This is a genomic window from Pseudomonas sp. BIOMIG1BAC (genome assembly GCF_001705995.2).
GTDB lineage: Bacteria > Pseudomonadota > Gammaproteobacteria > Pseudomonadales > Pseudomonadaceae > Aquipseudomonas > Aquipseudomonas sessilinigenes.
This window is the reverse complement of sequence record NZ_CP049045.1, coordinates 5169164-5186732: the sequence shown is the minus strand read 5'-3', so window position 1 is coordinate 5186732 and position 17569 is coordinate 5169164. Positions and strand designations below refer to the sequence as shown.

At 64.8% G+C, this 17569-nt stretch carries 17 protein-coding genes; 6 read left to right on the top strand and 11 right to left on the bottom strand.

All coding sequences use genetic code 11. From position 1 onward, the window contains the following. Window positions 1-130: 130 nt before the first annotated feature. From kynU to ATY02_RS24060, 3 genes are all read left to right on the top strand, one after another. The gene (gene kynU, locus ATY02_RS24070; protein ID WP_068578603.1) at window positions 131-1375 is read left to right on the top strand and encodes a kynureninase; all 1245 of its coding nucleotides are present in this window, start codon (window positions 131-133) and stop codon (window positions 1373-1375) included. Between the two features lie 31 nt (window positions 1376-1406). After that, window positions 1407-2825, top strand: coding sequence for an amino acid permease (locus ATY02_RS24065; protein WP_068578601.1), 1419 nt, complete (start codon window positions 1407-1409; stop codon window positions 2823-2825). Between the two features lie 213 nt (window positions 2826-3038). Then, window positions 3039-4361, top strand: coding sequence for an OprD family porin (locus tag ATY02_RS24060; protein WP_068578599.1), 1323 nt, complete (start codon window positions 3039-3041; stop codon window positions 4359-4361). Between the two features lie 83 nt (window positions 4362-4444). On the opposite strand, the gene ATY02_RS24055 is transcribed toward ATY02_RS24060, so the two are convergent. The 11 genes from ATY02_RS24055 to ATY02_RS24005 all read right to left on the bottom strand — a co-directional run bounded on the left by ATY02_RS24055 (window position 4445) and on the right by ATY02_RS24005 (window position 14765). Further along, entirely contained in the window at window positions 4445-4624 is a 180-nt protein-coding gene (locus ATY02_RS24055) for a hypothetical protein (protein ID WP_068578597.1), read from the bottom strand. A 421-nt stretch (window positions 4625-5045) separates the two neighbouring features. Next, window positions 5046-6389: an MFS transporter gene (locus ATY02_RS24050; protein WP_068578596.1), complete on the bottom strand. Its 1344-nt coding sequence runs from the start codon at window positions 6387-6389 to the stop codon at window positions 5046-5048. 252 nt (window positions 6390-6641) lie between these two features. Beyond that, the gene (locus tag ATY02_RS24045; protein WP_068578594.1) at window positions 6642-7631 is read right to left on the bottom strand and encodes an amidohydrolase family protein; all 990 of its coding nucleotides are present in this window, start codon (window positions 7629-7631) and stop codon (window positions 6642-6644) included. Continuing rightward, entirely contained in the window at window positions 7628-8200 is a 573-nt protein-coding gene (locus ATY02_RS24040) for a 3-hydroxyanthranilate 3,4-dioxygenase (RefSeq protein ID WP_068578592.1), read from the bottom strand. Before ATY02_RS24040 ends, ATY02_RS24045 begins: the two co-directional genes overlap by 4 nt. A 2-nt stretch (window positions 8201-8202) precedes the next feature. Further along, the gene (locus ATY02_RS24035) at window positions 8203-8637 is read right to left on the bottom strand and encodes a RidA family protein (RefSeq protein WP_068578590.1); all 435 of its coding nucleotides are present in this window, start codon (window positions 8635-8637) and stop codon (window positions 8203-8205) included. Further along, a complete protein-coding gene (locus ATY02_RS24030; RefSeq protein WP_164823711.1) occupies window positions 8634-9425 on the bottom strand; it encodes a 2-keto-4-pentenoate hydratase in 792 nt (263 codons plus the stop codon). Before ATY02_RS24030 ends, ATY02_RS24035 begins: the two co-directional genes overlap by 4 nt. Then, window positions 9422-10456 (bottom strand): 4-hydroxy-2-oxovalerate aldolase, encoded by a 1035-nt coding sequence (dmpG, locus tag ATY02_RS24025; RefSeq protein ID WP_068578208.1) that lies wholly within the window; start codon window positions 10454-10456, stop codon window positions 9422-9424. Before dmpG ends, ATY02_RS24030 begins: the two co-directional genes overlap by 4 nt. A gap of 12 nt (window positions 10457-10468) precedes the next feature. After that, window positions 10469-11407, bottom strand: coding sequence for an acetaldehyde dehydrogenase (acetylating) (locus tag ATY02_RS24020; RefSeq protein WP_068578206.1), 939 nt, complete (start codon window positions 11405-11407; stop codon window positions 10469-10471). A 13-nt stretch (window positions 11408-11420) separates the two neighbouring features. Next, window positions 11421-12233, bottom strand: coding sequence for a 2-keto-4-pentenoate hydratase (locus tag ATY02_RS24015; RefSeq protein ID WP_068578204.1), 813 nt, complete (start codon window positions 12231-12233; stop codon window positions 11421-11423). Between the two features lie 10 nt (window positions 12234-12243). Then, on the bottom strand, window positions 12244-13704 hold the full coding sequence (locus ATY02_RS24010; RefSeq protein WP_068578202.1) for a 2-hydroxymuconic semialdehyde dehydrogenase: 1461 nt from the start codon (window positions 13702-13704) through the stop codon (window positions 12244-12246). 101 nt (window positions 13705-13805) lie between these two features. After that, on the bottom strand, window positions 13806-14765 hold the full coding sequence (locus tag ATY02_RS24005) for a LysR substrate-binding domain-containing protein (protein WP_068578200.1): 960 nt from the start codon (window positions 14763-14765) through the stop codon (window positions 13806-13808). Window positions 14766-14967: 202 nt separating this feature from the next. On the opposite strand from ATY02_RS24005, the gene ATY02_RS24000 reads away from it, so the two are divergent. The 3 genes from ATY02_RS24000 to mnmH are packed head-to-tail and all read left to right on the top strand — an operon-like array spanning window position 14968 to window position 17511. After that, entirely contained in the window at window positions 14968-15333 is a 366-nt protein-coding gene (locus ATY02_RS24000) for a DUF4440 domain-containing protein (RefSeq protein ID WP_068578197.1), read from the top strand. A 43-nt stretch (window positions 15334-15376) separates the two neighbouring features. Then, entirely contained in the window at window positions 15377-16411 is a 1035-nt protein-coding gene (selD, locus tag ATY02_RS23995) for a selenide, water dikinase SelD (RefSeq protein ID WP_068578195.1), read from the top strand. Then, a complete protein-coding gene (mnmH, locus tag ATY02_RS23990) occupies window positions 16411-17511 on the top strand; it encodes a tRNA 2-selenouridine(34) synthase MnmH (protein ID WP_068578193.1) in 1101 nt (366 codons plus the stop codon). The genes selD and mnmH overlap by 1 nt, the downstream gene beginning before the upstream one ends. Window positions 17512-17569 lie beyond the last annotated feature (58 nt).

Genomic DNA, 17569 nt, shown 5'->3' with positions numbered 1-17569 from the left:
CATTACCTTACGGAATACACGGCGGCTTCTTTTCTATTATCCAGTAATGACAACCCTGGCTAGGATCTGGGCAGCCTGGCGGCCGTTGTCGCCGTCCAGGCGCCACAACAATAAATGCCGAGGGATAGTCATGAGCAGTTCCACGCCCTGTCGCCTGGACCAGGTCCAACAACTGGATGAGTCCGATCCACTGGCCTTTTGTCGCCAGCGCTTTGCCCTGCCGCAACACAAGATCTACCTGGACGGTAACTCCCTGGGGGCGATGCCGGCCCATGTGCCCGCGCGAATCGAGCAAGTCCTCAAGGAGGAATGGGCCCAGGGGCTGATCAACTCCTGGAACGATGCCGACTGGTATCCGGCACCGCAACGCACCGGAGCGCGCATTGCGCATCTGGTCGGTGCCCAGGCGCATGAAGTGATCGTTGCCGACTCGACCTCGATCAACCTGTTCAAGGTGCTGGTGGCCGCGTTGCGCATGCAGCCGCAACGTCGGGTGATCCTGGCGGAAAACGGCAATTTCCCCACCGATGTCTACATCGCCCAGGGGGTTTCGGAATTGACGGGGTGCCAGTTGCAGTGCGTCGATCCCGAGCAGGTGATGGAGGCCCTGAGTGAAGAGGTGGCGGTGCTCTCGCTGACCCATGTCAACTTCAAGTCCGGCCGCCGCTACGATATGGCGGCCATTACCGCCCGTGCCCATGAGTTGGGGGTCCTGGTGGTCTGGGACCTGTGTCATTCCGCCGGGGCCATGCCGGTCCGCCTGAATGCGGCGGGCGCCGACTTTGCCGTAGGCTGCGGCTACAAGTACCTCAATGGCGGACCCGGGGCTCCGGCTTTCGTCTTTGTTGCCGAGCGCCATATCCCTCATTTGCGCCAGCCGCTCACAGGTTGGCATGGCCATGCCAAACCCTTCGACTTCACCCATGAATACCAACCGCATCCGAGCCTGGACCGGATGCTGGTGGGCACTGCGCCACAGTTGGGAGTGCTGGCCCTGGAAGCGGCCCTGGAAGCGTTCGATGGGGTCGACCTGCAGGTACTGCGAGCCAAGAGCGAGGCCTTGACCGAATTGTTCATCACTCTCTGCGACCAGCAGTTGCAGGGCCTGGGTGTGACGCTGTGCACGCCCAGGCAGGCCGAACAGCGCGGCAGCCAGGTCTCCCTGAGCCACCCCCAGGCCTATCCGGTCATGCAGGCCCTGATTGCCCGGGGCATCGTCGGTGACTTCCGTGCACCGGACATCCTGCGTTTTGGTTTTGCACCGCTGTACAACCGTTACCAAGAGGTGTGGGAGTGCGTGGGGGCACTGCGGGAAATCCTCGTGAGCGGCGAGTGGAACCAGCCGCAGTTCCTGGCCCGTAAATCGGTGACCTGACCCCAGTGCCTAGCCTTGGAGCAAGCGTGTCATGACAAAAACAACACACACCTTCAAACAAGTGGCAGACCGTGAGAAAGGCCTCAAGCAAACCTTGAGCAGCGGCCAATTGTCGATGATCGCCATTGGCGGGGCCATCGGTACCGGGCTGTTCCTGGGTAGCAGTTTTGCCATCGGTTTCGCCGGGCCCAGCGTGCTGGTGAGCTATGGCATCGGCGCGGTGATCGCGCTGTTGCTGATGGGGTGCCTGGCGGAAATGACCGTGCGTCACCCGACTTCCGGGTCTTTCGGTTCGTTCGCCGAGTTTTATGTGGCGCCCTGGTTCGGCTTCGCCATGCGTTACGCCTACTGGGCTTCCATCGTGTTCGCCGTGGGCACGGAAATCACCGCCGCGGCGATGTACATGAAGTTCTGGTATCCGGATGTGCCGGGAGGCTATTGGATGCTGGGCTTCTCCCTGGCGCTGATCCTGGCCAACGCCTTCAGCGTCAAGGTATTCGGCAGCATCGAGTACCTGTTCTCGCTGCTCAAGCTGTGCGCCATCGTTGCCTTCATCCTGTTGGGGGCCTGGGTGGTGTATGACGCGCCCATGGAGTCGGGTATCGGCCTGGCCAACTACAGCAATGACCGGGGCTTCTTTCCCAATGGCGTCTGGGGCACCTGGGTCGCAGTGATCGTGGCCTTCTTCAGCTACCTGAGCATCGAAATGATCGCGGTAGCGGCGGGCGAGGCCAAGGACCCCGAACGCGCTGTGACGCGGGCGTTTCGCATTACCGTGGTGCGCCTGGTGGTGTTCTACCTGCTGACCATCGCCCTGGTCTTGGCCATCGTGCCCTGGGCGCGCAATACCGGCGGAGAAAGCCCCTTCGTCATGGTCATGGCGGCCAGCGGCATCCCTTATGCCGGTGGGGTGATCAATGCAGTGATCCTGGTGGCGGCGCTGTCGGCGATGAACAGCCAGCTGTACATCACCACCCGGCTGATGTTCAGCCTGTCCCGGGCTGGCCAGGCACCGGCGATGTTTGGTCGCCTGAGCCGCAATGGCGTACCACTGGCGGCGCTGTTGCTGTCATCCCTGGGCATTGCCCTGGCCACCTTGTTGTACCTGGCCTATGCCGAGCAAGCCTTCACGCTGATGATGTCGATCGCGATGTTCGGGGCCATGTTCACCTGGGCCGGGATCTTCCTCACTCACTTGTGCTTCCGTCGCCAGCAGGGCAGCGAACCCCTGGCCTTCAAGCTCTGGGGCTACCCCTGGACCAGCCTCGGTGGCCTGTTGCTGATGTTGGCGGTGATGGTCACGACGTTGTTCACCGAACCGTTCTTCCTGACCCTGGTCTGCGGGTTGCCCTTCCTGGGGCTGATCCTGTCGATCTACTACCTGCGTTTTCGCGGCAAGCGGGCCCTTGACGCCCAAGCCCCCAAGCCGCTGCCGCTGCGACAACCCTGAGCGGTACTGCCCCTGTAGACGCCAGCGAACCTGCGAAGGCCGTAAAGCACCGTTGCCCTGCGAGTCGTACGCGGCCAGGGGCAGCGGCTGGACGAGCGCGCTGGCATCACTTCCTGGATCGCTCGGTTCCGGTGGCTCCATGCCCACCAAGGGAGCCGGGCGGCTGCACTGCATCACCCACGACAAAAACAATAAATCACCAGAGGTTTTGCCATGCCCCATGTCTCGCGTTCTCTATCGCCATTGCTGTTGCCGCTATTGGGCTGCTTGCCCTGGACAACCCAGGCTGCCGAGTCGGGATTCATCGAGGACAGTCACCTGAGCGTGCTGGCCCGCAACTACTATTTCAATCGCAGCATTCAGGATGGTCGCGCGGATCGCAAGGATTGGACCCAGGGCTTTATCGGTCGCTTCAGTTCGGGGTTCACCCAGGGCTCCGTTGGCGTGGGCGTGGATGCCTTTGCCTTTCTGGGACTCAAGCTGGATGCCTCCGGCGGCAAGACCGGCACCTACAATTTGCCGATCCACGACAACGGCAAGCCGGCAGACGAATACTCCAAAGCCGGTGCCGCGCTCAAGATCAAGGTCTCCAACAGTGTGCTGCGCTATGGCGAGCAATCGGTGGATACCCCGGTGTTCGCTATCGGTCACAACCGCTTGATCCCGCAAACCGCCACCGGCTTTGCCCTGGATAGCCAGGAACTGGACCGGCTCAAGCTGCAGGCCGGGCACTTCACATCGGCCACCGGTCATGTCACCACCAACAGCAGTGGTGATCTGTGGGCGTTCTATAGCGGTGTCACCACCCCTTCGGTGGACTACGCCGGTGGCCAGTACCAGTTCACCCGGGACCTGGGTGCCAGCCTCTACGTTGCGCGCTTCCAGGACATCTGGAACCAGTACTACGCCAACCTCAACGGCCGCACCGACTTGGGTGAAGGGCAGCAGGCCGGCTTCGACCTCAACCTGTATCGCACCCTCGACACTGGCCGCTCCAAGGCCGGGGCCATCGACAACACCACGCTGGGCGCTGCGGTGTTCTATGGCCTGGGCGCTCACCGTATGACCCTTGCCTTGCAGAACGTCGATGGCAACACCCCGTTCGACTACCTGGGGGTCGGTGACCTGGATCGCAACGGTCGCAACGGTCGCGATCAGGGCGCCTCGATCTACCTGCCCAACTCGGTGCAGTACTCGGACTTCAACGGGCCCAACGAACGCTCCTGGCAACTGCGCTACGACCTGTCCCTGGCCAGTTATGGCGTGCCGGGCTTGAACCTGATGACCCGTTACCTGCGGGGCTCCGGGATCGACGGCACGCACACCCCGGCCGGTAGCGCCTACGCCGGGATGTATGGCAAGGATGGGGTGCACCGGGAGATCAACGTCGAGGCACGCTATGTGGTGCAGAGCGGCCCCTGGAAGGACCTGAGCCTGCGCCTGCGCCAGACCTGGCACCGGGCGAATGTGGCCCAGGGCGAGGGCAATATGGATGAGTTCCGGCTGATCACCGACTACCCGATCGATATCTTCTGAAGACACACCTGAAACGCCCGCTGCCGTCGCCTCGCGAGGGGCGCGGCATTGTCGGCTCCTGGAGTCGATGCCGCAGCGAGGGCCTAGGGGATTGCCGCGGCTTTTTTCTCGACGAGCGCGGCACCCATGACCAACATCTCGGGCAGGTCCTTGCGCTGCTCTGGCGAGGCCAGGCCCAGATGCTGGTCACCTTGCCAGAGCTCCCCCGCCACGATTCTCAGGTCGAGTCCGGTTTGCGATGCTCGCAGCGCTTCATGGCCCACCCAGTGCCAGCGCTGCTTTCGTACCGCTGTCTTCGAGGTGTAGAGCCTTAGTGCGAATGTGTCCGCCAGTTCGTCGGGCAGTTGCCGGGTGCTGACGCAGTTGGCATACAGGCCCAGCAGGATCGTGTCCTTCTAGCGGTGTGAAACGTACAGCACCTTCGCCGGCCGGAAACCCTCGCTGAGAGGGATCAGCACGATGTCGCCGGCGATTGTTTGTCTAGTGCTCATGGCCCAGGCCCTTTTTAGTCGTTGATCGAGCGGCTTGTCGCTGCTCGGACCGTGATGCTGCTGCGCAGTATTGCTATTTCTGCGCGCAGCACCAGCCCTGGATCTTGCTATCAGGGCGCCGATGGCTGAAACAGGCTACGAGCATTGGCCGGGCTTGATCGCGGCGCTGGCCAGGAGGCCGCTGGAGCCTGGTTCAAGCCGTGGGCTCGATCTCGGCTTGTGGCTTTTGCCGAATGCGGTTCATCAGCCCCAACGCCAGCCCAGCCAGCAGGACCGGAGTGGCAATCCACAGGAAGAAGTGCTCCAGGCTCCCGGCATTGCTGAAGATCCAGCCCCCCAGCATCGAGCCGGTAATCGAGCCCGCACGCCCGGCCGCCAGGGCCCAGGCCACGCCTGTGGCCCGGGAGGCAGTGGGGTAGAGGGTAGCGGCCACCACGCTGAGATTGTTCAGGGTGCCGGTGAGGCTGAAACCGGCGAGGAAGACGATGACCAGGGTGCCGACAGCGCCGTGCAGTTGACTGCCGGTCAGGGCCAGGGCCGCCGCCGCGCCCAGGCACAGCCAGGGCAGGATGCGCAGGGCGCCGATGCGATCCATCAGCAGCGCCATGGCAATACCGCCCAGCACCCCGCCAAAAGGAATCATCGCGCTGATCCGGGCTGCATTGGCGGTGTTATAGCCGCTGGCGTGCAATACCGTGGGCAGCCAGCTGGTCAGCAGGTAGAACACCAGCAGGCAGCAGAAGAAGGTCAGCCAGAGCAGCAGGGTGCGGGTCATCTGGCCCTGGCTGAACAGGGCCGATAATGGCGAGCGCCCTAGGCTGGCCGGAGCGTCCCCGGCAAAGCGCACCTGCTGCCAGTCGGTTTCACCGCTGATCCGCTCGACGATGCGGCGCAGGGCCACGGCATGGCGCGGGTTGTTGGCCATGAAGCACACCGATTCCGGCAGGGCAAAATACAACACGGGCCACAACAGCAAAGGGGCGATGCCACCGATGACCAGCAGGCCCTGCCAGCCCACCGTGGGCAGCAGTGCCCCGGCCACGCCACCCCCCAGGGCTAGGCCCAGGGTGAAGCCGGAATAGCTCAGGGTCACCAGCAGCATGCGGCGTCGCGCCGGGGAATATTCCGAACTCAGGGTGATGCAATTGGGCAGCACGCCGCCCAGGCCGATGCCTGTGATGCAGCGCAGGCCGGCCAGTACCTCGATCGACGGCGACAGGGCCGAAGCCAGGGTGCCCAGGGCAAAGATCAGCACGCAGATCAGCAGCACGCTCTTGCGCCCAAGGCGGTCGGCCAGGGGCCCGAAGCAGAAGCTGCCCAACAGCATGCCGAACAATCCCGCGCCGAAGGCCGGGGCCAGCTGAGCCCGTTCGATGCCCCAGTTCCGGATCAGTTCCGGGGCGATATAGCCGATGGCTGCGGTGTCGAAACCATCCATCACAAGGATCAGGAAACACAACAGCAACACCCGTATCTGCAGGGCAGAAACCGGGCTGCGATCGATGATCTCGCAAGGGTTTTGCGTACGCTGGTGCATGGTGGCTCCTTATTGTTGGTGTTCTGGGCGCAGCACTCGCCAACCCGGACTCTGGGAACCGCCGGATGGGGCTTTTGGGCATTTTTTTAAGGCAGCCCTCTCACCACGACAGGCTCCGGCTTGCGGCCAACCCGGTTTTCGACCATGGCCAGCCCCTTGGCCCTGGTAGGTTCCCTGGGCCACTGTTGAAGGGCTGCTGGTGCCGGCTTCCTGGGTAGCGCAGGTTCTGCCGGGAATGAGAGGGGCGCGGAGTCAGTGCAGGTTGAAGAACGCCTGGGCATTGCCGCCGAGAATCCGCGACTTGTCGGCTTCGGCCAGGGTCGGGTGGTGCGCCACGCCGCTGCCGATCTGCTGTTCGCCGAGGGGGAAGGGCGAGTCGGAGCCGAGCATCACCCGCTCGCTGCCCATGACCTCCACCAGCAATTGCAGGGCGCCGGGGTCGAATACCGCAGAGTCAACGAAGAAGCGCTTGACGTAGCTCGACGGTAACTGCGGACAGTCTTGGCGGACGATGTCGCGATGGCGCCAGGCGTTGTCCACCCGTCCCAGGAGAAAGGCGAAACCGCCACCGCCATGGGCAAAGCAGATACGCAGGGACTCAGGCAGGCGTTCGAAGGCTCCGGAGAGAATCAGCGAGAGGATGCCCAGCTGGGTCTCCGCGGGCATCGCCACCAGCCATGGCAGCATCCATTTGCGCATGCGCTCGCCGCCCATCATGTCCCAGGGATGGACCAGCACCGGAATGTCGTTGCGCCCGCAGTGATCGAGGAAAGACACCAGGTGCTCCTGATCCAGGTCGTGATTGCCCACGTGGTTGCCGATCTGTACGCCGACGTGACCGATGGCCCGTGCCCGGCTGGCTTCGGCGCAGGCCGCCTCCAGGTCCTGTAGCGGCACCTGGGCCAGGACCTTGAGCCGCGACTCATGGCCGACGGTCATCTGCATGGCCCGGTCGTTCATGCGCTGGGCCCAGGGCAGGGCCCGTTCGATCGGTGCGTCGTAGCCGAACATCACCGGCGTGGCGCACATGATCTGGATGTCCAGGCCTTGTTCATCCAGGTGCTCGATACGCCGGGCCGGGTCCCAGAGCACGTCATGCACCGGGCGAAAGGGCTTGTCGCCGACCATGATCTGGCCCTTGGCGCCATCCTTGTGCAGCCAGGGCGCGCGTAGTGGGTCCAGGTGCGCGGCCTCGTCCTGGGTGATGGCGGGGAAGAAGTGCGAATGCATGTCGATTTTCATGGGCAGGTCACTGTCTTGAGCGTTCGGTGCCAGGTTTGCCAGTCGCGGCCCGGATGGATTTCGCCGCAGCCGGTACAGCGACGTTGCTGGTCACTGCTGGCGTAGAAGGTTTCGTAGAGGGGCGGCAGGTCGTCGACGATGCTCCGCAACTGCAGCTCGTGGCGCTGGATCAATGTGCCGCAGTGAGCGCAGGACCATTGCAGCGCATCGAGCATTCCCGCTGGCCGTTGGCGCTCCACCACCAGGCACAGGCTGCCGGGCTCCGGGCGCTGGGGGGAGTGGATGACGTGGGGTGCCATCAGGTAGAGGTCGCCTTCGCGCAGATCGATGCGCTCGTAGCGGCCGCGATCCCAGATGTTCAGGTAGGCGTTGCCCTTGAACTGGTAGAAGAACTCTTCCATGGGGTCGTCGTGGAAATCGGTACGCTGGTTCGGGCCACCCACCACCGTGACCATGAAGTCGGCGTCTTGCCAGATCTGGCGATTGCCCACCGGTGGCTGTAGCAAGTGCGCGTGTTCATCGAGCCAGCGGTTGAAGTTAAGCGGGGCGCTGTAGTGATGTTTGTCCATTGTTATTGTTCTCGGCGATTGAGCGGGGCATAGGCCACCGCCTTGATTTCGATGCGCAGGTGCGGATGCGGCAATTGGTGCACGGCCACGGTGGTGCGGGTCGGGCCCTGCTCGTCGAAGTACTGCGCATAGACCTGGTTGTAGGGACCGAAGTCGTTCATGTCCACCAGGAATGCGCTGATTTCCACCAGGTCCTGCAGGCCGGCGTTCTCGCTGGCGAGAATGTCGCGGATGTTCTCGATCACGGCCCGGGTCTGGGCGCGAATGTCCAGTGCGGTGGTGCCCAGGGCATCCACCTCGACGCCTTCGAAGCTGTTGTCCGGACGTCGCGAACTGGTGCCGGAAACGAACAACAGGTCGCCGGCGCGCTTGATATGGGGAAAACGTCCCCGGGGCTGGGCCTTGCCGGGTACCAGGGTGGCGCGTTTGCTGGTCATGGGCGCTCTCCCCGGGAATGGCCGCTGCAACTGAAGGCGCATTCGCCATAACCGGCGATCTCCACCTGGATATGGGCTCCAGGGGACAAGGCCACGGCGGCAGTGGCGGCGCCCGCCATGATCAGGCTACCGGCGGGCAGGCTGATACCCGCCTGGGCCAGCAGGAGCGAGGCTTGCACCACGCTACGCAGCGGATGCCCGAGAATCGCCGCGGTGGAGCCGGCCTCCACCAGCGCGCCGTCCAGGCGCATCAGCACCCCGGCATTGGCCAGGGTCGAGAAATCCCGGGACCAGGGGCCCACCACCAGCCCGGCCGATGAGCAGTTGTCCGCGATCACGTCTTCCAGGCTGAACCTGAACGCTTCGTACCTGGAGTCGATGATCTCGATGGCCGGGGCCACGGCCTCCAGATAGTCCACGGCTTCGAGCTGGGTCAGGGGTCGGTCGATGACGCGACGGGTCAGGAAGCACAATTCCGGCTCGGCTCGCGGATGGATATAGCGATCGAGGCCCAAGGTGCCGCCATCCTCTTCCAGCATCGCATCGGTGAGCCAGCCCCAGATCAGGCTGTCGACCCCCATCTGGGCCATCTTGGCCCGGCTGGTGAATCCGAGCTTGAGGCCGATCGTGCGTTCACCGTCGGCGTAGCGGCGGGCCATGGAGGCGCGCTGGATGTCATAGGCCTGCGCCAGGTCGAATGGCGTGTGCTGGCTGAACTGGGGCAGCGGGCGGGCAGTGCGCGCGGCCTGGTCGAGGGCGTGGGCGATGGGTTCTAGATCAAGGCTCATGGGCGGGACTCCCGAGCAGCGAGCAGGTCGAGGGCAACGTCGACGATCATGTCTTCCTGGCCGCCGACCATGCGGCGGCGGCCGAGCTCCACCAGGATGTCGACGGTTTTGAGCTGGTATTTGCGGGCGGCCACTTCGGCGTGGCGCAGGAAGCTGGAATAGACCCCGGCGTAGCCCAGGGCCAGGGTTTCGCGATCGACCCGCACCGGACGATCCTGCAGCGGCCGTACCAGGTCATCGGCGGCGTCCATCAGGCGATACAGGTCGGTGCCATGGTTCCAGCCCAGCTTGTCGGCGGCGGCAATGAACACCTCCAGCGGCGCATTGCCCGCCCCGGCCCCCATGCCGGCGAGGCTGGCGTCGATGCGCTGGCAGCCTTCCTCCACGGCCACCAGGGAGTTGGCCACGCCCAGGCCGAGGTTGTGGTGGGCGTGCATGCCGGTGGCGGTGTCCGGCTTGAGCGTGGCCTTGAGGGCGCGAAAGCGCAGGCGGATGTCCTGCATGTTCATGGCACCGCCGGAGTCCACCACGTAGATGCAGGTGGCGCCGTAGCTTTCCATTTTCCGGGCTTGGAGCGCGAGGTTCTCCGGGCTGGTCATGTGGCTCATCATCAGGAAGCCCACGGTGTCCATGCCCAGTTCCCGGGCACATTCGATGTGCTGGCGCGAGACATCGGCCTCGGTGCAATGGGTGGCCACCCGCACCACCCGGGCACCGGCGCGATAGGCCGCCTTGAGGTCATGCACGGTGCCGATGCCGGGCAGCAGCAGGGTGGCGATGCGGGCGTGATGCAGGACGTCGGCGGCGGCTTCGATCCATTCCAGGTCGGTATGGGCGCCGAAACCGTAGTTGAAGCTGGAGCCCTGCAGGCCATCGCCGTGGGCCACCTCGATGCTGTCGACCCGAGCGGCATCCAGGGCCCGGGCGATGGCCTGGACCTGATCCAGGCTGTACTGGTGGCGGATGGCGTGCATGCCGTCACGCAGGGTCACATCCGAGATGTAGAGCTTGTTGCCGGGGGTTGAGGTCATGGCGAAGCTCCTTCAGCGATTGAGCATGGACTGGGCCATGCGCTCGGCGGTGGCCAGCGCGGCGCAGGTCATGATGTCGAGGTTGCCGGCGTAGGCGGGCAAGTAGTGGGCGGCACCCTCGACCTCCAGGAACACCGAGGTCTTGAGTCCGCTGAAGTGCCCAAGGCCAGGGATCAGCAGCGGCGCAGAGGGTGGGACCGGGTCGAATTGCACCTGCTGCTTGAGTCGGTAGCCGGGCACATAGGCCTGCACGGCTTCGGCCATGGCGGCGATGGAGGCTGCGACCTCCTGCTGATCGGCGGCGGCCGATAGCACCAGCACCGTGTCGCGCATGATCAGGGGTGGTTCGGCCGGGTTCATGACGATGATGGCCTTGCCCCTGGCGGCACCACCGATGGTTTCGATGGCGTGGCGGGTGGTTTCGGTGAACTCGTCGATATTGGCCCGGGTGCCAGGGCCGGCGGACTTGCTGGCAATCGAGGCGACGATCTCGGCGTAGTGCACGGGGGCGACCCGGGAGATTGCAGCCACCATGGGAATGGTGGCCTGGCCGCCGCAGGTCACCATGTTCAGGTTAAGGCTGTCCAGGTGCTGTTCCAGGTTGACCACCGGGATGCAATAGGGGCCGATCGCCGCCGGGGTCAGGTCGATCAGGCGGATGCTGGGTTTGGCCTGGCGCAGTACGGCCTCGTGGTGTTGGTGGGCGGCGGCCGAGGTGGCGTCGAAGACGATGTCGATGGCGCTGAACTCGGGCATGCGCAGCAGCCCTTCGACGCCTTCGTGGGTAGTGGCTACGCCCAGGCGCCGGGCCCGCTCCAGGCCATCGGAGGCGGGGTCGATGCCGACCATGGCGGTCAGTTGCAGGTGCCGGGCCTGGCGCAGGATCTTCAGCATCAGGTCGGTGCCGATATTGCCCGAGCCGATGATCGCGGCCTTGAGGGTTGTGGTCATGATGGGCTCCGGTCTATTGGGCTCTGGCGAAGGCGGCGCTGACGCTGCCCAGGCCCTGGATATGGGCGGTGAAGCGCTGCCCTGGCTTGACCGCCACCATGGGGCCGAGGGCGCCGGTAAGCAGAATGTCGCCAGCACGCAGAGGCGTGCCCAGACGGACCAGCGTGTCGGCCAGCCACAGGGCGGCATTCAAGGGGTTGTCCAGGCATGCGGCGCCGACGCCCACCGAGACGGGTTCGCCGCCTTGGGTCATGCTCATGCCGCAACGCACCAGGTCGAGGCGGTCCAGGGACACAGGGCAACTGCCGAGGACGAACAGCCCACTGGAAGCGTTGTCGGCGATGGTGTCGCTCAATTGGATATCCCACTGGGCAATGCGACTGCCGACGATCTCGATGGCGGGCAGGGCGAAGGCGGTGGCGCGGATCAGGTCGGCCAGGGTATGGCGCTCATGGGGCAGGTCGCGCTCCAGGACCAGGGCGACTTCGGCCTCGACCTTGGGCTGGCAGGTATCGCTCCAGGCGATGGGTTGGCCGTCGCCGCGCGCCATGTCGGCGAACAGCTGGCCAAAGTCCGGCTGGTCCACCCCCAGTTGTTTTTGCACGGCACGGGAAGTCAGGCCGATCTTGTGGCCCACCGGACGACGCCCGGCATCGATGGCCGCGCTGTTGTTGTAGCGCTGTACCTGGTAGGCCAGGTCGATCAGGGCGGACTGCGGCTGTTGCGCGGCGGCCCGGGCGATCAGCTCGCGTACCGGGGCGCAGGGTTGGCCGTCGAGTTGGGCCTGGCGCAAGCGGTGTGCCGCTTCGATCAGGTCTGCATGCATGTTGAGGCCCTCAGGGGTTGACGCAGATGGTGGTGATCTCGGAGTAGAAATCCAGGGAGTGGCGGCCGCCTTCGCGACCCAGGCCCGAGAGCCGGGTGCCGCCGAAGGGGGTACGCAGGTCGCGCAGGAACCAGGTGTTGACCCAGACCATGCCGACGCGGAAACGCCGTGACAGCTGGTGGGCGCGCTTCAGGTCGCGGGTCCAGAGGGCCGTGGCCAGGCCGTAGGCCGAATCGTTGACCCGGCGCAGTACTTCTTCCTCGCTGTCGAACGGGGCGATGTGACAGACCGGGCCGAATATCTCTTCACGCAGGCAACGAGCGTGATCCGGCAGGTCGGTCCAGAGAGTGGGCTGGACGTAGGCGCCCTGGTCTCGGGCATCGCCAAAATGTGGGACAGCGCCGCCGCTGACCAGGGTCGCGCCTTCCTCCAGGGCCAGCTGGAAGTAGCCCAGGACCTTGTCCCGGTGCTTGTGGGAAATCAGCGAGCCCATGTTCACCCCGTCTTCGTCGGGGTAGCCGATCTTCAATTGCTCGGCCCCAGCCTTGAGGGCGGCGACGAAGCGCTCATAGATCGGCCGCTCGACGTACACCCGCTCCGAGCACAGGCACACCTGGCCGGAGTTGGTGAAGCTGGAGCGCAACACTCCGGCGACCGCGGCGTCGAAATCGCAGTCGGCGAACACCACTGCGGCGTTCTTGCCTCCCAGTTCGAAGGACACCTCGCGCACGCCCTCGGCGGCGGCTTTCATGATGGTGGCACCGGTGCGCGATTCGCCGGTGAAGGTGATCGCGTCGACGTCTGGGTGGGTGGTGAGGAATTCTCCGGCCGAGTTCGGGCCGAAGCCGTGTACCAGGTTGAAGGCCCCGGCCGGTACTCCGGCCTCTTGCATCACCTCGGCCAGCAAGGTGGCCGTGGATGGGGTTTCTTCCGAAGGCTTGATCACCACCGAGTTGCCGCAGGCCAGGGCCGGGGCGACTTTCCAGGTCAGCAGCAACAGCGGCAGGTTCCAGGGGGAAATGATCGCTACCACGCCATGGGGCTTGCGCACGCTGTAGCTGAAGACGTCGTTGCCATCGGCGCTGCGCATTTCGAAGAGCTCGCTACCGGACTGGCGCAGCAGTTCGGCGAAGGTGCGAAAGTTCTGTACTGCCCGGGCCACGTCCAGGGTCCGGGCCTGCTGCACCGGGCGCCCGGTGTCGGCGACTTCGGCCGCGACGAATGCCTCGAAGCGGCGCTGGATACCGTTGGCGATGTCCAGCAACAGATCGGCGCGCTGGCTGGCGCTGTAGTGGGCCCAGGGGCCCGATTGCGCGGCCTTGGCCGCGGCTACCGCGCGTTCGACCAGGGGCCGGTCGGCCTCGCAGACCTGCCCCAGCAAGCGACCGTCTACAGGGGAGATATTGGCAAAGGTCTTGGTGCTGGCGACAAACTCGCCGTCGATGAAATGACGCAGCAGGGGAGTGGACACTTGAGCCTCCGAAACGTGGGTTTCGGGGCGAGTGTAGGAAGACCCGGTATTAGTGAATAATCAATATTAAGTGGTTGGGTATTAGTGTTTGGAATACTGGATCAGGCTGGGTGCTCTTCGGTGATGGATTGGTTTCGGGCCTGGTCCAGGCATTGGCGAAACAAGCGGGCGGCGGGTCCCAGCTTGCGCTGGGCGGAGCTGAAGCAGCCGATGTCGCCGAATTGCAGCGCGGTTCCCAGGTCGAAGGCCTTGAGCATGCCGGCCTGGATGAACTGTCGGGAGGCTTCGAATGGCATCAGTGCGACGGTGCGCTGGTCCTGCATCAGGGTGATGTTGGTCAGGATCGACAGCGACTCGGCGACGTTGTCCGGGGTCGGCAGTCCGTTATCGGCAAACAATCGATCGCAGGTGCGGCGTAGCAGTGAGTCGCGAGTCGGCAGCACCCAGGGGTAAGCGTGCAATTGTTGGAGGCTGACCGGCGCCTGGCGATGCATCGGGTGCCGGGCACCGGCGACGATGCTCAGGTCCTCGCGGTACAACACTTCGACTTCCAGGGCTTCGCTGCGCCATTGCCAGTCGTCTGGGACCCGGCCTACCACCAGGTCGACATCACCTACCGCGAGCGCCGGGAACAACTGGTCCATTTGCCCCACCCGCAGCGATACCAGCACGCCAGGGGCTTGTTGCTTGAGCAATTGAATGGCCCGGGGCAGCAACGAGGTGGAGGCCGAGATCAGGGTGCCCACCATCACGTGCCCCGAGGTGCCTTCCTGGAAGGCGTTGACCTCATCGGTCAGGGCCCGCAACTCCGCAAGAAGCGACTTGGCACGCTGCACCACCACCTGCCCCAGTTCGGTGGCGCTCACCCCCCGGTTGCTCCGGATCAGTAGCGGCGCTTCGAAGTAGGATTCCAGCTCATGGATGATCTTGGTCACCGCCGGTTGAGTCAGGTTCAGGGCCTGGGAGGCGCGGACCAGCGAGCCGCTTTGCAACACTTGTTCGAAGACCACCAATTGGTGGAACTTGAGCTTGCGGGCGATGGACTGGGTGCTGAACTTCATGGCGGGCTCCGTCAGCGCCTTACCCGGCCAGGAGGAGGTGGCCTGGGGTGGCGCTTTTGTGTGTGGTGGGGCAATCAGGCCCGGGCAGGGCGCTGCAAGCCTAACCAAAGCCCGGGATCTTTGCATACCGTGCAGGCACCGGCCGCAGTACGGCGCAGGTGCTAGAGTGCGCTGTCCAGGCATGGCCAATACTGGGGGAAAGATGAATCTGTCCGAACACTTGTTGCTGCTCGAGCGTCGGTTGCAGGAAGCCGACGTGCGGGGCGATCGCCAGGCACTGGATGCCTTGCTGGCTGATGAGTTCCTCGAGTTCGGCGCCAGCGGCGGGCGCTGGAACAAGGCCCAGGTGCTCGCCAGCCTGGTGCAGGAGTCGTTTATCGAGCGGCACATCGAGCAGTTTGCCGTTCAGTGGCTGGCAGCCGACCTGGCCCAGGCCACCTACCTGTGCCATAACGCCGCAGCGCCCGGACGAGTGGCCAGCAGTGCCTGGCGCAGTTCGCTGTGGCGCTGTTCCGAAGGGCGCTGGCAGATGCTGTTCCACCAGGGGACGCCACGACCGGGGGCCTGAGGGCTCTGCTAGAATCCCCGTCCCAGACTTGACGAGGTGCCCCATGAGCGAGCCGATTCGCCTGACCCAGTACAGCCACGGAGCCGGTTGTGGTTGCAAGATTTCGCCCCAGGTGCTGGAGGTCATCCTGGCCGGTAGCGGGGCGCAGAACCTCGATCCCAAGCTGTGGGTGGGCAACGCCTCGCGCGATGACGCGGCGGTCTACGCCATCGACGGTGAACGCGGGGTGGTCTCCACCACCGACTTCTTCATGCCCATCGTCGATGATCCCTTCGATTTCGGCCGCATTGCCGCCACCAATGCCATCAGCGACATCTACGCCATGGGCGGCGATCCCTTGATGGCCATCGCCATTCTCGGCTGGCCGGTGAACGTGCTGGCCCCGGAAGTCGCCCGCGAAGTGATCCGGGGCGGACGCGCAGTGTGCGATGCCGCGGGCATTCCCCTGGCGGGCGGCCACTCGATCGATGCCCCCGAGCCGATTTTCGGCCTGGCGGTGACGGGCCTGGTGGAAAAACGCTTTATGAAGCGCAACGACACCGCTACCGCCGGTTGCCTGCTGTACCTGACCAAGCCGCTGGGGATCGGCGTGCTCACCACCGCCGAGAAGAAAGGCAAGCTGCGCGATGCCGACGTCGGCCTGGCCCGTGACTGGATGTGCACCCTGAACAAACCCGGCAGCCGCTTCGGCAAGCTCGAAGGGGTCACGGCGATGACCGACGTCACCGGCTTCGGCCTGCTCGGGCACCTGGTGGAAATGGCCGACGGCAGTGGCTTGACCGCGCGTATCCATTACGACCGCGTACCGCGTCTGCCCGGCGTCGAGTACTACCTGGACCAGGGGTGCGTGCCGGGCGGCACCTTGCGCAACTACAGCAGCTATGCCGACAAGGTCGGGCGTATCCAGGAGCTGCACAAGCGGGTGCTGTGCGACCCGCAGACCAGCGGTGGACTGCTGGTGGCGGTGACGCCTGAGGGCAATGCCGAATTCCTCGCCCTGGCGGCGGAGCTGGGTCTGGAGCTGGCGCCTATTGGCGAGCTGCTGGAGCGACAGAGTCACGCGGTCGAGGTGTGCTGATGTCCCTGGACTACACCGATTACCGCGAGATCTTCCTCAACGACCGGCCGATGATGGACACCCGTGCGCCGATCGAATTCACCAAGGGCGCCTTTCCCGGGGTGCTCAACCTGCCGCTGATGACCGACCAGGAGCGCCAGCGGGTCGGCACCTGCTACAAGCAGCAGGGCCAGCAGGCGGCGATCGTCCTCGGGCACCAGCTGGTGTCCGGGGCGATCAAGGCCGAGCGCATCCAGGCCTGGGCCGATTTCGCCCGGGCCCACCCCGATGGCTTGTTGTATTGCTTCCGCGGCGGCTTGCGTTCGCAGATCGTCCAGCAGTGGCTGCGGGACGAGGCCGGCATCGACTACCCACGGGTGGGCGGTGGCTACAAGGCCATGCGGACCTTTCTTCTGGAAACGGTGGAGCAGGCCATGCAGCAGTGCGACTTCGTGCTGCTGGGAGGCATGACCGGCACCGGCAAGACCCAGGTGCTGGGGCAGTTGGATAACGCCCTGGACCTCGAAGGCCATGCCAACCACCGGGGTTCGAGCTTCGGCCGGCGTGCCACCGGGCAGCCGAGCAACATCGACTTCGAGAATCGCCTGGCAGTGGATGTGCTGAAGAAGCGCCAGCGTGGGCTGCAGGGCTTCGTCGTGGAAGACGAGAACCGCATGATCGGCAGTTGTGCCTTGCCACTTGCGCTGCATCAGGGCATGCAGGTGGCGCCCATGGTCTGGTTGGAGGATCGCCTGGAACACCGGGTGCAGCGGATTCTCCAGGACTATGTGGTGGACCTGTGCGCGGAGTTCGTAGCCGTGCACGGCGAGCAGGGCTTCGCGTTGTTTACCCAGCGCCTGCTGGAGAGCTTGAACAAGATCCGCAAGCGCCTGGGTGGCGAGCGCCATCAGCGGCTGCTGGCGTTGATGGAGGCCGCTCTGGTCGAGCAGGGACGCAGTGGCGATGTGGAGCGCCACCGAGGCTGGATCGAGGGCCTGCTGAGCGAGTACTACGACCCGATGTATGCCTTCCAGCGCGAGAGCAAGGGGGCGCGCATCGAGTTCGTTGGCGACCATGCCGCCGTCCTCGATTACCTGCGCCAGCGCCCGCCCACCCTGTAGCTGCTGTCGAGCCTGCGAGGCTGCGCACGAGGGCGCAGTCCTCGCCAAACCTGCCAGT

Bases quoted from the DNA above. Each gene is read 5' to 3' on its own strand.
- mnmH (WP_068578193.1), top strand. From the start codon at position 16,411: ATGTCCCTGGACTACACCGATTACCGCGAGATCTTCCTCAACGACCGG.
- ATY02_RS24040 (WP_068578592.1), bottom strand. From the start codon at position 8,200: ATGGACAAACATCACTACAGCGCCCCGCTTAACTTCAACCGCTGGCTC.
- ATY02_RS24060 (WP_068578599.1), top strand. From the start codon at position 3,039: ATGCCCCATGTCTCGCGTTCTCTATCGCCATTGCTGTTGCCGCTATTG.
- ATY02_RS24005 (WP_068578200.1), bottom strand. From the start codon at position 14,765: ATGAAGTTCAGCACCCAGTCCATCGCCCGCAAGCTCAAGTTCCACCAA.
- ATY02_RS24000 (WP_068578197.1), top strand. From the start codon at position 14,968: ATGAATCTGTCCGAACACTTGTTGCTGCTCGAGCGTCGGTTGCAGGAA.
- kynU (WP_068578603.1), top strand. From the start codon at position 131: ATGAGCAGTTCCACGCCCTGTCGCCTGGACCAGGTCCAACAACTGGAT.
- ATY02_RS24045 (WP_068578594.1), bottom strand. From the start codon at position 7,631: ATGAAAATCGACATGCATTCGCACTTCTTCCCCGCCATCACCCAGGAC.
- ATY02_RS24035 (WP_068578590.1), bottom strand. From the start codon at position 8,637: ATGACCAGCAAACGCGCCACCCTGGTACCCGGCAAGGCCCAGCCCCGG.
- selD (WP_068578195.1), top strand. From the start codon at position 15,377: ATGAGCGAGCCGATTCGCCTGACCCAGTACAGCCACGGAGCCGGTTGT.
- dmpG (WP_068578208.1), bottom strand. From the start codon at position 10,456: ATGACCTCAACCCCCGGCAACAAGCTCTACATCTCGGATGTGACCCTG.
- ATY02_RS24015 (WP_068578204.1), bottom strand. From the start codon at position 12,233: ATGCATGCAGACCTGATCGAAGCGGCACACCGCTTGCGCCAGGCCCAA.
- ATY02_RS24065 (WP_068578601.1), top strand. From the start codon at position 1,407: ATGACAAAAACAACACACACCTTCAAACAAGTGGCAGACCGTGAGAAA.
- ATY02_RS24030 (WP_164823711.1), bottom strand. From the start codon at position 9,425: ATGAGCCTTGATCTAGAACCCATCGCCCACGCCCTCGACCAGGCCGCG.
- ATY02_RS24020 (WP_068578206.1), bottom strand. From the start codon at position 11,407: ATGACCACAACCCTCAAGGCCGCGATCATCGGCTCGGGCAATATCGGC.
- ATY02_RS24050 (WP_068578596.1), bottom strand. From the start codon at position 6,389: ATGCACCAGCGTACGCAAAACCCTTGCGAGATCATCGATCGCAGCCCG.